Genomic DNA, 14,885 nt, shown 5'->3' on the forward strand with positions numbered 1-14,885 from the left:
TACCGAAGGACAGAATCTTAAGGGTTGATCGCGATCGTCCAGAAAGCAAATATCCAAGGGCTGGGTCATTCCCCACAGATGCACCGCAAAGCAGGGACGCAGCCAGACCGCCGCCACACAGCCATTCGTCTGTGGTAGCGCTTTCAAACCTCGCCAACGCGTCCAAAAAGTGCGGGCTTCCAGCAAATAAATAGACTGCAGCATTGCGCCCGGAAGGCTCGTCATCCTGCCCCTCCTGCCAACCAGGGCCCGAGCAGACTCATGGCGATCACCAGAAATGTGCAGGGAAAAATGCACACCACTAAAGGGGCCAATAAGTACACCGGTAGCTTGAGCGCTCGTTGCTCGGCTTCAAGCTGCAGATGGGCGCGCAGCTTTTCCGCCTGCGATCGCAGCAACAAGGCCAGAGACAGGCCTGTGTCTTGCGCCAGTTCCAAAGACAAGGCCAATTCCTCCAGCTCCACCACTCTGAATGTCGAAGCAATCTTGCGCAGGGCCTGGGGCAAACGTCTGCCTGCCCGAAGCTCTCCCTGCACCTTGTGCAAACTGATCGACAAACTGCCCTGCGGGGTGGCCTCCAAGGCACGTGCCCAGGCTTGTTGCAAGCCCAGACCCGACTCTACCGCCAGCACCAACAAATCCAGGAAAAACGGCAGATCCCGTCGGCAGCGAACATGATGTCGGCGCTGAAGCGCTCTACCTCGTGAGGCTGCCTGCAGCACACTCAGCAGCAAACCGGCCGCAGCCATTCCCAGAATATCCATCAGGGCGCCACCCCAACTCAAGTACCAGGCCCCTATCACGGTCACCAGCAAAATGAGTATGGCCACTCGCTGACCCAGGTAAGCTTGCATCTGACGGGTATAGGCTCCCCACGATCGCTCCGACCACTCATGTACAAAGGGCAGGGACAAACACAGGCTCACCCCCTGGGCAAACGGGGCTTGCCAGGCCTGCCATGCAGCCTGCCCCAAACTGCTTCCCCCTTGCAGAAAAAACAGGTAGCGCTTGCGCCAGGCCCATAAACAACCCATTACCAACAGGACCGCACTTGCAGCAGACAACAGCCAGATCAGGGAAAGTGTCATTCCCCGTCTCCTTGCAAGATCCTATGCATCCACCAAAGCCCAACAAGCAACATGGCGCCGATGATGGCACTTACCCAAAGACCGATGATATTGAACCAGGCTTGCCTGAATGCATGGGAATCCAACATGTACAAGGCACCAGCCACAAAAGCTGGCAGACAAAACATGATTCGCGCTTGCAAGCGCGCCTGGGCAGTCAGCGCAAGGATTTTGTCCTCGATGTTCACGCGTGCCCGAATCGTCTGGGCCAGTATCTTCAGACGCTCGCCCAAACCTGCGCCCGTGCTTTGCCCCATTTGCAGTGCGCTGGTCACCATCGCGAGCTCGGACACCGGGACGCGCAGCAAGAGATTTCCATAGGACTCCCGAGGACTTAAACCTACCCGCTGCTGGCGCAAGAGCAAGCGTAGCTCTGGCCCCAACGGGGCCGGCAAGGACTGCGACAGTTGCTGCATGGCAGCTTGCAAGGCCAGTCCTGCCTGCAAGCTCAAGGCCAATGACAAGACAAAATCCGGCAACTGCCGTCGAAGCAGCTCCAGCCGTCTTCGTTCCATCCAACGCAACACCACCAATGGTGTCGCCGCAACAAACACTGTTACAGCGACTGCCAGCCAGAACGACTGAATCAGCCACCACGCCAGCAATAAGCTCACGGGCAAGAGTCCCCAGGCCAGGCCCCCAAGATAGTGACTGCGCACAAAAACAAAATGTGACTGCAAACTACGTTCAGACTGTCCGAGCAACTGCTGTCTGTAATGCATGAGCAGCCGGTGCCCCAAACGCAAGCACACATAGGCCAGCAGGCCAGCGCCACAAACTGCCAGCAAGATGCTCAAAAGCCTCATGCTTGCTCCCCTGACTGAAAGAGATGTTCGGACCTGAGGCCACTGGCTGCAAAGCCCAGTTCGGGGCGATAGCAGTACAAGGTCTGTAACTGGATACGCTGCGCCTCGATGCCGGTAAGCTCCACAATTTCATGAACCAGGCGCCTGCCATCGGGCAAGCGGCTCAGTTGCACGATAATATGCAAGGCCCGGGCGATATGTTCACGCACCACCTGCAAGGGCAAGTCCAGACCAGCCATCAACACCATGCCTTCCAGACGCGACAAGGCATCCCGAGGCGTGTTCGCGTGCAAGGTTCCCATTGAGCCTTCATGCCCGGTATTCATGGCTGACAACATGTCGAAGGCCTCCGCTCCACGGCACTCCCCCACCACGATCCGGTCAGGCCTCATCCGCAAGGCCTGGCGCAGCAAACTTCGTATATCTACCTGTCCCTGACCCTCTGCATTGGCGGGGCGGGCTTCCAGCGCAACCCAATTGCTATGCTGCAGCTGCAGCTCGGCCGCATCCTCCAGCGTCACCAGGCGCTCACCCTCATCAATACAGGTACTGAGAACATTGAGCAGTGTGGTCTTACCGGTCCCTGTTCCACCGGACACCAGAATATTGCAACGCCGTTGCACTGCCTGCCGCAGAAATGCGCCCATCTCTGAAGACAGACTACCCATCTGCAACAAATCCTCCAGACCGAGGCGGCGCTTGGGAAATTTGCGTATGGTCACGCAGGTTCCCTTGACGGCGATGGGCGACAGGACCGCATGGAAACGGGACCCATCTGCCAGTCGCCCATCCACGGCCGGAGAACTGATATCCAGGCGTCGTCCCAGCGGCGCCAGAATTCGGTCGATGACGGCGCGCAAGGCTGCATCGCTACTGAACACCATGGGATGAGCCTGCAGCCGTCCGGCCTTTTCCACAAACACCCGGTCATAACGATTGACCATAATCTCCGAAACAGCCGGGTCAGCCAGCAAAGGCTCCAAGGGCCCCAGACCCACCGCTTCCGCGCATACACTGGCCTGCAATCGGGCCTGCTCATGGGGCGGTAGCGCACATTGCGTCTGAATCAGACGGCCGAGACAATCAAACGCCTCCTGTTCAAGCTGCTTGTCCGTTACGCGAGACAGATCGCGACGCTCCAGGTCCAAGGCCGATAACAAAGCCTGGTGCAAGCGCTGCTGCTCTTGCCTGAACAGCTCGCTGTTTGATAAAAGTGGCGCCCCCTGCCCCTGCACATGTTCAATCTGCTCCTTACCGGATGTCTGATCCGCTTTCGACGGAGCAGACACTGATACAGGTATGGAAGCAGCAGTTGCTACGACCATCGCCGACACCCGCGTTTCTGGCTCAGTCATGGGGTGCGCAGAGCCAGGTCGTGGTGGCGACCCCAAGCCAGCAATGCGCAGTTTGAACCCCCCGGCAGTGAGCACGTCACCGACACGCAACGGCCCATCGTCGTACACCCTTTTGCCGTTGAGCTGCACCCCTGTCAAGGAGCCATGATCCTGGATATACACCGCTCCCGCCCGATTCAGCAGGCTGGCATGCTGACGCGCGATACGCCAGGAGGGCAGGACTACGTCACAGGCCGGGTCGCGGCCTATGAGCGCTGGCAAACGAAGGGTGCAGGAACGAGTTGTCCCCAACTCCGACTCAAGTTCAAGGTTCAACACGAAACACCTCGCTCTGTGGCTCTACCCATTGCGACCATCGACCTTGGCGGCTCCCCTCGGACAGGGCACGAACAGGCGTATTCAACCGCGGTGCATCAGGAAAGCCCTGCTCCAGCCACTGAGCGGCATTCGCCTGCCGGGCCAGCAAATCAGGATGTTCGGCCGCCACCAAAGTGGGGGTCACAAATACCGCCAGCTCTGTTTCCTGCCGGGCAAACCGTTCAGAACGAAACAGGGCTCCCAATACCGGCAGACTAGCCAGTCCCGGCAAGCGATCCATATGCATGGACTCTTCCCGCGATATGAACCCGGCCAAGACCAGTGTTTGACCCGAACGTACGTTGAACTCGGTCGACGCCCGCCGGGTTTTCAAGGATGGCCCGGCAGGCTGGGACAGACTGGCATCCACGGAACTGACTTCCACCTCGATCTGTGATCGGACCAGCCCCCCTCGCTCGACGCGCGGAACGATGCGCAGCGATACACCGTAGGGCTTGAAGCTGGTCCTGCTGTTTCCTTTGTCGTCGGTGGTGGTATAAGGCAGCTCGCCCCCTGCCAGAAATTCGGCCTGTGAACCGCTGCGCGCCAAAAGCTGCGGTTGGGCCAGCACCAACGCGTGGCCCTCCTGCGCCATGGCCTGGACGCGTGCGGACATCAAGGCACCGACGCCAAAAAAGGCGGCCCCCTGACTGGCAGGAAAAGCCAAGGGCAGCACCGCTTCGCCAGGACGATCCAAAAACTGATGCGTCGCTGCGTCCCAGGCACCGCCCATGCTCAAGCCACCTTGGGACTGCCCCTGCCAGCGTACACCCAATTCGCGCAAACTGTTGCGCGGCACCTCGACCACCTGCACATCAAGCAAAACCATGGGCTCCCAACCATCTTGCTGCGTGAAATCCAATAATTGGGGATGCTCCTGGCTCAAGGCCTGAATACGCTGCTTGTCCTGATCACTCAGTCCCTCTCCTTCCAGCACCAGCTTGCCGCCTAGTTCACTGATGCGAAGCTCTGGAATACGCTCCAACAAACTTCGTAACTCCGCCAAAGTCTGCCTGTGATTTTCGGGTAGCACCTCAATCTGATAAGACTGGCTTTTTCCTGCCAGAGACCAGACCTGCACTACCGTGCTGCCCGTCTTGCGTGCGAACAGAATCAGCTCACCGGACTCGGTCGTGACCGCATGGACAATATCGCCATCTCCTACCGCCACCCGCTCAACCTGCGTATCAGGCAGCACCATCAGCTCACCGACTTGCAGCCCCAGATCCCGAGCTGCACTTTGCACGCTGACGAGCAGCAAGGCGGCAACAAGCATTCCCAACACCAAGCGCCTAGACCCCGATCGATTCATGCTCATGGCTGCGGTCCCAATGAAAAGCTGTCAGGCATATCAAGCCAGCCCAGACGCTCCGCTTCTGCCTGAACCTGCTGCCCTCCCGGCCTGTTGCCATACAGCACCTGCACGGGCGGCCTGGCCACCACACTCTGTCCCAGCCCCAAAATATCAGCCAGCTCTCCCCGGACTGCCGCCTGATGGGGAGTGTGGTCCTCGGGGTTACGCAACAAAGCACTGATACGCCCATGCTGCCTGGCCGCCAGCAACTTCAAGGCATCGTCGGGGCCAACATCCAGCGTCAAGGTGTTGTAGACATCCTTATCCGTGCGCATCGTTGCAGAAGCCTCACCCGACTTTTGCCCAGTCGCCAGAACCAGTACCGACTGCAGCAAAGGAGCCGTCACCCGCCTTTGTCTGTCCTCGAAACTGACATAGATATCAATCAAGTCTCCTGGCCGGATCAGGCCCGACACCGAGCTGATCGCATCGACCGGCACCGTCAAGGCACGCCTGCCGGATAAGAGCTGCTGAGAGAAAGGGCCGCTGGCCTCCTGCACATGCGCATTGCTAATCAGATCACCTGCCCGTAATGGCTGGCTGAGCACCCGTCCCAACAAGTTCTCAAACTGTGCTGCGTCCCAGCTATCGCTGGGCACCAAGTCGGCAGGAAAGGCTCGCGCCGCCAGATGCTCCGCTTGCAGCACCGTTCCCGCAGGCAGGCTGGAGGCCGCTACCACCCTGTCCAGATGGGCACGCTGCGCAGCCTGTCGCAAAGCCTGCTCCTGCCGCTCCAGGTAACGGCTGCTGGCCCCCGCCGCCATCAGGCCAGCCAATAAAGCCAGGAGGCCAAAGCCGACGCTGGGATGACGGCATAGCCAAAGAAATTTTGCCCGAATCATGACGCCTCCTTCTCACAGGCACGGCAGATCACGAGCAAATAGGCTTGCTGCTCGTGTTCCAGCTCCATTACATCTAGTTCGGCGGGACCTCTTTGCCAGTAACGTCCATCCGTTTCCGCACCCCACTTGTTGCGGCGCAACTCCGCTTGCCAGCCTGGCTCAGCCAGCAGCAGCCAGCTTTGCGCCTCTCCCGGTTGTTCGTGTTGCCACAAAACGGTGCCAGCTACGGGTGCTACTGCCTGAATATATGAGGGAACAACCGTCTGAGCCGGCTCGGAAACACTTAACAAGCCTGACAGAGTGGGTGCCGCTATATCCTCCACCCACAGCACACAGTTTCTGCCATCACGAGCGCGCAGAATGACCCACTGCGCTTGCAGGCGGATTGCGCCATAGTGGCTACCGCAGAACGGCTCAAGACTGTCTGACAAGACGTGTGCCTCCAGATCGGCTGTCAGTCCCCAGCTCTGTATGGGCCCAAGTGCGGTCTGCGTGATCTGCCCTTGATCCCAATGAATCCTTGCATCCGGAACAGGGCCAGACACGGTCTGTGTTTTGACAGGCAGGGGGCTCAGCGTCCACAAAAGTAATAAAAACAAGGCATATACCCGTCTCATGCTCACTCCCTGCCTCGGTGATCGGGTGAAAAATCCTGCCAGGGTCCCAACCAGTCCAGGTCAACGTCTGCCCGCCCCCACGCGGCATCCAAGGGACCCGCGGCCCGTATTGTGTCCTGCGCCGCTCGCCTGCTCGATTCCATCGCCTGTGCCCAGGCCGTTCTGCTGCTTTCAAGCCGCCGTCGCGCTTCTTGTGTGGAGGCCGCCTGCCCCGCAGCAGCCCACAAGAGAGACTGCCGTTGGAGTTGTGTTAGGCGGGTCAAGGAACGCAGCCACTGTGGCCACGGAAGGGAAAATCGTGACTCCACCGCCCAGAAACCATCTGACAGGCTCAAAAGCTCCTGCTGCAAAGACGGCGCGGGCGATGTAGGGAGCTCCAGAAAACCGGCAGTCACCGTGCTGGGACTCGGAGAAGAGCTCAGAGAAACCGGCGCTCCTTGGGCGTCATGCAGGAACAGGCTCAGATGCGTGGCTTGCTGCATCTGCTGCAAGCGGTACTGTTGCTGCATCAGCCAACGCCCTGCCATCACCATCAGGGCCAGCACCATGCCCAGCAAGCAGGCCTCCAGTAACGCCATCCCTTGTTGCCGCTCGCTCATGATCGCCGCCTCCCTGCGTCCGTTAGTCGCGCCTGCCAGAAAGGCATAAACAGGCTGGGCTTTGGGCCTGCCCCAGCATCTGTGCTACCCGGAGGCAAAGAGAAAAAAGACTGGGCGGCTGCCCGGGTATAAATGGTCTGCCCCAGATGACCACGAGCCTGCAAGGTCAATACCAGATCTGGCCCCTCATTCCGTCTGGAATCAGCCAGCGCATACCCCTTTACCCACGGACGTTGACTCCAGGGGCGGGCATCGCGCCGCGCCCAGGACTGCGCCACGGTATTGCTCTTAGCCGACAACAAGGAACTGTTACCCTGCTCCAGCGCCCACTTCCAAAAACTTTGTCCTGAAAAGTCCTGCGGCGCATCAATCCCGGACGCACCCGCTGGCGTCTGTAAGGCCCATGCCATGGCATATTCGCGAAAGTAACAGCCTATCCAACGATTGGAGCGCACCATATGCATGGACTGCGTATCGTTGGAATGCCAACGGCCCAGATGATCAAGCGCGGTGCGGCCAGCGCGACGCAATCGATGCTGCCACAAAGGACAACGCCGATCGACGCCAGGGTAGGAGCGGGCCTCGTAATCACGCGGAGCCAGAAAGCCGTACAAGGAGATCAGATGCCTCAGACCGCTATCCCATTGTCCTTGCCCTGACTGCAGCAGGAGGAACTGAGGCCAATCGTCCTGTTCGGTGTGCCAACGAATCACCTGCTCCGGCCAATCTGGCAGGCTGCCGTCCAGAGTGGCTTGAATAATGGCTTGTCGTCGTTGTGGCAAGCCCTGCACCAACTGTTCCTGAGCTTGCGCCAACACCTCATAAATCACATGTTGATGTGCTTGAAAAGCCTGCTGCAAAGCGTCCTGATTATCTCCGGCCGAACGTGCCCGGGTGTACGCCAGGCCATGCGCAGAACCAAACATCATCGCGACCAAGTGTGCAGGCGGATTGGCCCGACGCACCTGTCCGGACTGTGTTTGTGCTGCCCTGTCCCAGGTTGCCAGCGTCAGCAGGTGCCCGAGGGCAAGCTGATGTCCCAACTGCGCCCGATTGATATAGGCCAGTAGATTCAAGGTGCGCGCCTGTTCGGTTGCCGCCCCATAGGCCGCCGCATCCAGCACCAGGGACAAGCGTCCTTGTTGCTCCGCGATCTGGTTCACATGAAAGTAGCCGCCCCATGCAACAGAAAGGAGCGCCAGCGCGATCAGGCCCCAGGCCAGTGCCGCACCTTGTTGCGGATGGATGGGGCGTCTCATTGCGCGTTGCCTGTAAAGGATTTCAGGCTCTTGGCAGCGCCTTGAGCGGCCGCCGCTGATGCAGCAGATTGCGCTTGTTGTGTCTGCTCGGAGCCGTCCTCGCCTGCCAGCTCCTTGGCCATGGCTGCGGTCTGGTTGCGAATGACCTGACCAAATGACTGATAAACGGCGATGGCTGCCACGGCAACCAAAGCCACAATAATCAGGTACTCGACCATGCCCTGCCCGCGCTGTCGTCTGGTGAACTGTCTCATTGGAATCTCCCAAAAGTCAGTTCACAGTCTGCCTGCCGTCAGGGGGCCGTACTATTCGGAAAAGCCGAGCGGGACGGCTTTGTCTCGCCAGCCTCTATACGCCAGCAGCGCGCAAGACCTCGTTATTCGTGTCAGCATCCGATCACTCAGCACGTTTCCTTTGCTCCTGCTCGTCTGCTGCTTCTTCGTCAGACCGGAAAGACAAGGGGCCCCAGGGCTGACAGTCATAAAAAAACCCGCCTGATGGCGGGTTTTTCTTCAAACTCATATAGATCAGACCAGACGAACGTCTATGCTGCCCAGACCCTCGATCACCCCGTGCATCACATCACCACGTTCCACCGAGCCGACACCGGCCGGGGTTCCCGTGAAAATGATATCACCCGGGAACAGCTCGAACAGACCTGACAGATAAGCGATGGACTCAGCGACATTCCAGATCAGCTGATTCAAATCGCCAGTCTGGCGTCGCTCACCGTTGACGTCCAAGGTAATGGCCCCTTGGGATAGATCGCCAATACGGCTACGAGGCACCAGCGGGCCCGTCGGTGCGGAGTGGTCAAAGGCTTTGCCCACTTCCCAGGGACGACCGGCTTTTTTGGCTTGCGTCTGCAAATCCCGACGGGTCATGTCCAGACCCACCGCGTATCCCCACACACATTCAGCAGCCTGCTCCACCGTCAGATCACGCCCGCCCTTGGACAAAGCCACGACGAGCTCGATCTCGTGATGCAGATCCTGGGTGCGGGAAGGATAAGGCATGTCGCAGACTTGGCCGGGCAGCACATTCAAGATGGAGTCGGCCGGTTTGCAGAAGAAGAAAGGATCTTCGCGCCCGGTAAAACCCATTTCCTGTGCATGCTCGACATAATTGCGGCCGACGCAATAAATGCGGCGTACAGGAAAAACCTGCTCACTGTCCTGTACGTTCAGCGCCGCAACCGCTGGCGTGGGGATGACGGTACTCATTTTGCCTGGCCGTCAGCAAAACGCTTGGCGCCGTCTACCAGTTCTTTCTTGGCAGCTTCGATGCCGTCCCAGCCCTTGACCTTGACCCATTTGCCTTTTTCGATGTCTTTGTAGTGCTCGAAAAAGTGCTTGATGCGCTCCAGCTCTTCAGGCTGCAGATCTTCAGGCGACTTCACGTTGCGGTACAGGGGGTACAGCTTGTCGGTTGGCACAGCCAGTAGTTTGGCATCACCACCGCCTTCATCATCCATGTGCAGCACGCCGATAGGGCGGCATGGAATAACCGCACCGATCTGGATGGGGAAAGGAGCAATCACCAGCACGTCAACCGGGTCGCCATCATCCGAAATGGTCTGCGGAACGTAACCATAATTGCAGGGGTAGTGCATGGCGGTCAGCATGAAGCGATCCACAAACACCACGCCGTTTTCGTCAACTTCGTATTTGACGGGGTCCGAGTTCATGGGAATTTCGATGACTACGTTGATCTCGTCGGGCAGTTTTTTGCCAGCTGGTACGTGGGCGAGGCTCATTCGTGCAAACCTTTAAAAATAAAAGAAATTAATCATTGGATCGTCGAGGACGATCCGAAGTTTGAGAGAGATCGACCCCGGGAATGGGAGCCGTATCAAAGTAATCATCCAAATCAGCGGAAGAGCTCAGGCTGTCTTGTTCCGGTTTTGCAGCAGGCGCAACAGGCTCTGCAACCACCGGCAAAGGCCGACCCTGATCGGGTAAATCCTCGGCCACGACGCTGGCTGCGTAGGTGTAATGCGGCAGGCCCTCGTCCTGCGAGGGCAGGCTGTCAGCATCGGTATGGCTGGGGTCATGACGGGTATCGGCCGCTGGCAAGGCGGTGCTGACGGCGAGAACCGGTAGGGTCCCCGCCATGGACGCGGCCTTGCGCCAGTACGAAACAGCCTCGTCGTGACGCCCCAGGCTATCGTACAGATTACCCAACAAGGCATGATTGCGCAGATCGCCCTGAATTTTCAGACTGCGCAACAAGTAATGCTCCCCCTGCCCCCACAACTGGCTGGTCAGGCACAAATGACCCAGCGTGGACAACAGAACCGGATTATTGGGCTGGCTACGCAGCCATTCCTCGGCCTTAGCCAAGCGACGCCCCACAAACTCCGGCGGACATTGGGCATAGGCTTCGAGCAGACGACTGTCAAAGCTAGCTGCGATTGCTGGCTCCAGGATACGACCGGCTTCTTCGTAATTGCCGTCGCGCTCCTGAATCAAGGCAGCCTCCAGGGCCACACCCGGCAAGGTTTTCTCTTCAGACTTCAGATCGGACCACAAGGCCTTGAACTGCTCTGCCCCGCCGGCGCGCAGTCGAGCGGCAGCCGCAAATTCAATGTGACCTAGCGCCTCTTGGCGTTCAATGCCACTGCGGCGCATCAGCAAGCGAGTCAACTCATACACACGTTCGGCATTGCCTTCTTGCCGATAAGCACGCAACAACAAACGAGTGGCATGCAAATGGCGGGAGCTGGCATCCTGCAAATCCTGAAGCAGCTCGATCGCTTCTTGCGTGCGGTGCTGATCCAGATACAGTTCAGCCGAGGCTACGGCACTGGCTTCTTTCAAACGCACATCATTGCCAGCGGCAGCACGGGCGGCGGCCAGCGCCTGATCACGCTGAGCAATTTGCCCCTGATAATGTGCGGCACGCGCCGCTGCCAAACCGGCCACGACTTTGCTTGACTGCGAGCGGGTCTTGCTCATCAGCTTCATCAGGTCTTTTTCAGCTTGCTCGTAACGACCTTCCAAAATACTGATCCAGCCTGTTTCCAGCAAGGTCTGGTCACGTCGCTGTGCACGGCGTCCCCGCCACAAGCGAAAACGCTCCGGGCCATCACCAAACCAGGCCAGCAAACGCAACAGTACATACAGCACAATGAACAAGCCCAGTATGCACAGAACCACGTAGGTCAATGAAGCACGGGCCAGATAATGCGGAGTCACCAGATAGACATTACCGGCATGCTCGCGCAAGACTAGCGCCAGGGCAACCGCGGCGATAAATAGGATAAGTGTCCAAAACCAGGTACGCATAGTTTACCCCTGCGCCTGAACGGGCGGTTCCGTCTGGGATGAAGCCGCAGAGCCAGACTCAACCGGCTCAGCGACAGGGTCAGTGGGCTCCTTGCTGTCGGGCTGCGCGGATTGAGAGGGGTCAGGCAGAGCGGAATCTGCATCGTTCTGTTCAGTGGCCGAGTCGGGCACACTGTCCTGAAGGCGACCCGCCTGGGCCTGACGCAGGCTTTCAATCGCCGCCAGCGTATTATTGACCGTCGGCAAGCGCGCCCCAATGCGGGTGTCTTGCAACTGCCGTGTCAAGCGCAAGGCTTGCTGAACCTGAACAGACTGCGTGTCAAAGCGCTTTTCCAACGCGGTAGCCACAGCATTGAGCTCTGTTTGCCATACAGCAGACTGATTCATCATCATGGCCAGTTGAGCCGCCATGACACGTAGACGCAAGTTCTCACGCAAGCGGGCAGCCTGATCGGGTGACATCAACAAAGCGGCAGCATCGTCCACGCGTCGGATGGAGACAAATTGTCCCAGATCATGGCTGAGCGATCGCCACGCACTGCTGCCCCACTGTTCAACCGTGTTCCAGCCGCGCTCCCACCAGGGGGCATCTGCGGGCAACTCGGGAGCCGGAGCAACGGCATCAGAGGACAAGTCCAGCGCTTGCGTATGAGCTCCCCCCGCCACATCATCCGGTACCAGCAAGGGAGCTTCCGACACGTAGCGCGAGAGGGTATCGAGTTGACGCGACAGCGAGGCCACATCGACAGTCGCTGCCGCACGCAGACGCTCCAGATCACCATTCAGGGTTTGCTGCAAAGAAGCCAGACCCACCCGATTGGCACGCGCCAACTGGGCCTGGGCGGCTTCCAGAGAAACGATGGCATTGGCCACATTGCCACCGAGCATCAGTTGCTGCTGGGCAATAGTGGCCAGATGATCGATGTCGTTAAGCAGAACCAGCTCAGAGCCGCTATCGGTCATGGTCTGGAAAGCCTGGCTCAGATCATGAAACTGTTCGGTGGAATCCTTGAAGGATTTTTCTAGCTGCTCAAGCTTGTCAGCCTGCCGCTGTGCCAATGCCAGAGCCTGCTGGGCCGTCTGACGCGCTTGTTCCGTGGAATTGATATTGGTCGCCAGTTGAGCCTGCAGCTCAGCCTTGTGCTTGTCCAGCAATGAATTCTGGTACCAAAGACCGGCAGCGGCCAGCACTACAACAACAGCTGTCAAAGCATAGGCCGGACCCGCCGCGCTTTTACGCTTGCCAGGTGCCCTCGTGCTGTCTTGAGGTTCAGAATACGGACGAGGCGCCGCTGTACTGGCTGGGCTGGAAATGGGAGTCCCCGGTTCGCTTGCGGATGCGTTCTCTGTTTTATCGTTCATGGCAAGATTGTAATCCGTGTGAGGCTAATCGCGCGAGAGCACCGCCATCATGGCAGCGACAATGTCATCATCGTCTGGCGTACACCTTTTTACCATTGGTGGCGCTGTGATTCCAGCCTGCAGCAATAAGGACTGTAAATGTTCTTCAATACGCGGATGAATGACCACGTAAGCACACTGCGACCACACATCCGTCAAGCCCAGGCTTTGCACGTTGGCAAATACGGCGTCGGCACTTTGGGAGCTGCTGAGCAAAACAGCCAGGCGGCCTGCCTGCAAGCTGTCACGAATTTGACGGCCCTGCTGCACGCTCCACTTGGCCGGGCTACGCTGGTAAATGGCTAGACGCTGAACCTGAATACCGTGGTTCTCCAACTGCTGCCCCAACCATTCACGACCGCTATGGCCACGCACAATCAGAACCCGCTCGAGTTGTGCGAGTCGGGGCTCCAGAACCGCCCACAAGGCCTCTGAATCCTGCAAGGAATCAACGCCTTCAGGGTGAAGCACGGCTTCCGGGGACACGCCGGGCTGGGCACGCAGACAGGCAGCAGTAGCAAAACCAACGGCAGCCAGCAAGACCTTGTCAGGCCAGTTTTGACCGCGCGCCTGCAAGGCGGCAAAGTAGAACTTGACCGCACTGCTGCTTACAAAAAGCACCAGGTCAAAATCCTTGGGGTCTTGCCATTGCGTTTCGGAGAGGTCTTGCGGCTCCAGGCTCAAGGCGGGCAAAACCAAAGAAGAAAAACCCTGCGCGGCCAGGGCGGCCGACAGGGTTTCGTTCCGTCCCGCGGGTCGGGTCAATAATGCGCAGGGCAGGTTCATGCCGCTTTACTCGCCCTCTGCAGGCTGCTCCGTCAGCAAGCGATCCAGAATGGCTTGAGCACCTTGTCGTTTCAGATCCTCGGCCAGCGACAGTCCCAGTTCTTCCGCATTGTTAGCTGGACCATGAATCTGCGCGCGGTAAACCGTGGAACCATCCGGCTCGGCCACCAGGCCACTCAGAGTCAGTTCGTCGCCATCCAGCGTGGCATACGCAGCCAAAGGAACCTGACAGGAACCACCCAAAGCGCGGGATACAGCACGTTCAGCCAGCGCGCACACATGGCTGGTGGAATGCGCCAAGGGCGCCAGCCATTGGGCCACATCGCTGCGAGTTTTCAGAATCTCGATACCCAGGGCGCCCTGCCCAGCGGCCGGCAGGCTGTCTTCAATGGAAATGTAATCGCGGATACGCTCGGCCAGTTCCAGACGGCGCAAACCGGCAGACGCCAGAATGATGGCGTCGTAATCGCCCCGATCCAGCTTGGACAAACGTGTCTGAACATTGCCACGCAAGGGGCGAATGTCCAGATGTGGATAACGCTCACGAATCTGGGACTCGCGGCGCAAGCTGGAGGTGCCTACGATGGCACCGGCAGGTAAAGCAGCAAGATTGGGATACGTATTGGAAACAAAAGCATCGCGTGGATCGTCCCGTTCCATGATGATGGGCAGATCAAAGGACTCGGGCAATACCACCGGCACATCCTTCAGGGAGTGCACGGCCAGGTGAGCACGGCCATCCAGCAAGGCCGTTTCCAGTTCTTTGACAAACAAGCCCTTGCCGCCCACTTTGGACAAGGTGCGATCCAGGATCTGATCACCACGTGTTGTCATTTCCAACAAGGACACCTTGCACTGCGGATACAGCGTTTGCAAACGGTCGCGCACATGCATGGCTTGCCACAAGGCCAGTTGACTGGCACGAGTGGCAATGACCAATTCTTCTGGAGTAGAAACCACAGCGGTCATGCAGCAAAGTAGCGCACGATGGCGGCTGCAACAATACCGATAATGGCCAGGATTCCTAAGCCCTGTAGCAGGGACAGGCCGCTTTCCTGACCTTTGGCGTCAGAGGATTTAAAAATTGCCATAGAA

Annotated in this window: 16 protein-coding genes; all 16 read right to left on the reverse strand. The window is 58.6% G+C overall.

Going from position 1 to position 14,885, the window contains the following annotated elements; all coding sequences use genetic code 11:
• Window positions 1-221: 221 nt before the first annotated feature.
• The gene (locus tag RSQ48_RS09840; RefSeq protein ID WP_415301735.1) at window positions 222-1,088 is read right to left on the reverse strand and encodes a type II secretion system F family protein; all 867 of its coding nucleotides are present in this window, start codon (window positions 1,086-1,088) and stop codon (window positions 222-224) included.
• The gene (locus tag RSQ48_RS09845) at window positions 1,085-1,933 is read right to left on the reverse strand and encodes a type II secretion system F family protein (protein WP_059317560.1); all 849 of its coding nucleotides are present in this window, start codon (window positions 1,931-1,933) and stop codon (window positions 1,085-1,087) included. The genes RSQ48_RS09840 and RSQ48_RS09845 overlap by 4 nt, the downstream gene beginning before the upstream one ends.
• On the reverse strand, window positions 1,930-3,603 hold the full coding sequence (locus RSQ48_RS09850) for an ATPase, T2SS/T4P/T4SS family (RefSeq protein ID WP_415301736.1): 1,674 nt from the start codon (window positions 3,601-3,603) through the stop codon (window positions 1,930-1,932). Before RSQ48_RS09850 ends, RSQ48_RS09845 begins: the two co-directional genes overlap by 4 nt.
• Entirely contained in the window at window positions 3,593-4,921 is a 1,329-nt protein-coding gene (locus tag RSQ48_RS09855) for a type II and III secretion system protein family protein (RefSeq protein ID WP_003799555.1), read from the reverse strand. The genes RSQ48_RS09850 and RSQ48_RS09855 overlap by 11 nt, the downstream gene beginning before the upstream one ends.
• Window positions 4,922-4,959: 38 nt before the next feature.
• Window positions 4,960-5,841: a Flp pilus assembly protein CpaB gene (cpaB, locus tag RSQ48_RS09860; protein ID WP_059317558.1), complete on the reverse strand. Its 882-nt coding sequence runs from the start codon at window positions 5,839-5,841 to the stop codon at window positions 4,960-4,962.
• The gene (locus tag RSQ48_RS09865) at window positions 5,838-6,458 is read right to left on the reverse strand and encodes a hypothetical protein (protein WP_415301737.1); all 621 of its coding nucleotides are present in this window, start codon (window positions 6,456-6,458) and stop codon (window positions 5,838-5,840) included. The genes cpaB and RSQ48_RS09865 overlap by 4 nt, the downstream gene beginning before the upstream one ends.
• A gap of 2 nt (window positions 6,459-6,460) precedes the next feature.
• Window positions 6,461-7,057 carry a pilus assembly protein TadE gene (locus RSQ48_RS09870; RefSeq protein ID WP_240208629.1) on the reverse strand — a complete coding sequence of 199 codons (597 nt, stop codon included), beginning with the start codon at window positions 7,055-7,057 and terminating at the stop codon, window positions 6,461-6,463.
• Window positions 7,054-8,316 carry a hypothetical protein gene (locus RSQ48_RS09875; RefSeq protein WP_415301738.1) on the reverse strand — a complete coding sequence of 421 codons (1,263 nt, stop codon included), beginning with the start codon at window positions 8,314-8,316 and terminating at the stop codon, window positions 7,054-7,056. The genes RSQ48_RS09870 and RSQ48_RS09875 overlap by 4 nt, the downstream gene beginning before the upstream one ends.
• A complete protein-coding gene (locus tag RSQ48_RS09880; protein WP_003799547.1) occupies window positions 8,313-8,570 on the reverse strand; it encodes a hypothetical protein in 258 nt (85 codons plus the stop codon). The genes RSQ48_RS09875 and RSQ48_RS09880 overlap by 4 nt, the downstream gene beginning before the upstream one ends.
• Window positions 8,571-8,843: 273 nt before the next feature.
• The gene (locus RSQ48_RS09885; RefSeq protein WP_003799545.1) at window positions 8,844-9,539 is read right to left on the reverse strand and encodes a fumarylacetoacetate hydrolase family protein; all 696 of its coding nucleotides are present in this window, start codon (window positions 9,537-9,539) and stop codon (window positions 8,844-8,846) included.
• Complete coding sequence (gene ppa / locus RSQ48_RS09890; protein WP_003799543.1) at window positions 9,536-10,072, reverse strand: inorganic diphosphatase; 537 nt, start codon at window positions 10,070-10,072, stop codon at window positions 9,536-9,538. The genes RSQ48_RS09885 and ppa overlap by 4 nt, the downstream gene beginning before the upstream one ends.
• 28 nt (window positions 10,073-10,100) lie before the next feature.
• Window positions 10,101-11,603, reverse strand: a complete 1,503-nt coding sequence (locus RSQ48_RS09895) for a heme biosynthesis HemY N-terminal domain-containing protein (protein WP_003799541.1) — start codon at window positions 11,601-11,603, stop codon at window positions 10,101-10,103.
• A 3-nt stretch (window positions 11,604-11,606) separates the two neighbouring features.
• A complete protein-coding gene (locus tag RSQ48_RS09900; RefSeq protein ID WP_230406166.1) occupies window positions 11,607-12,812 on the reverse strand; it encodes a uroporphyrinogen-III C-methyltransferase in 1,206 nt (401 codons plus the stop codon).
• 177 nt (window positions 12,813-12,989) lie between these two features.
• Window positions 12,990-13,790 carry a uroporphyrinogen-III synthase gene (locus tag RSQ48_RS09905; protein ID WP_415301739.1) on the reverse strand — a complete coding sequence of 267 codons (801 nt, stop codon included), beginning with the start codon at window positions 13,788-13,790 and terminating at the stop codon, window positions 12,990-12,992.
• A 6-nt stretch (window positions 13,791-13,796) separates the two neighbouring features.
• The gene (hemC, locus tag RSQ48_RS09910) at window positions 13,797-14,759 is read right to left on the reverse strand and encodes a hydroxymethylbilane synthase (RefSeq protein ID WP_003799535.1); all 963 of its coding nucleotides are present in this window, start codon (window positions 14,757-14,759) and stop codon (window positions 13,797-13,799) included.
• Window positions 14,756-14,881 carry a hypothetical protein gene (locus RSQ48_RS09915; protein WP_003799533.1) on the reverse strand — a complete coding sequence of 42 codons (126 nt, stop codon included), beginning with the start codon at window positions 14,879-14,881 and terminating at the stop codon, window positions 14,756-14,758. Before RSQ48_RS09915 ends, hemC begins: the two co-directional genes overlap by 4 nt.
• Between the last annotated feature and the right edge of the window lie 4 nt (window positions 14,882-14,885).

Origin of the sequence: Alcaligenes sp. SJTW-7, from assembly GCF_047716895.1 — a bacterium.
GTDB classification, from domain to species: Bacteria; Pseudomonadota; Gammaproteobacteria; order Burkholderiales; family Burkholderiaceae_B; genus Alcaligenes; species Alcaligenes ammonioxydans.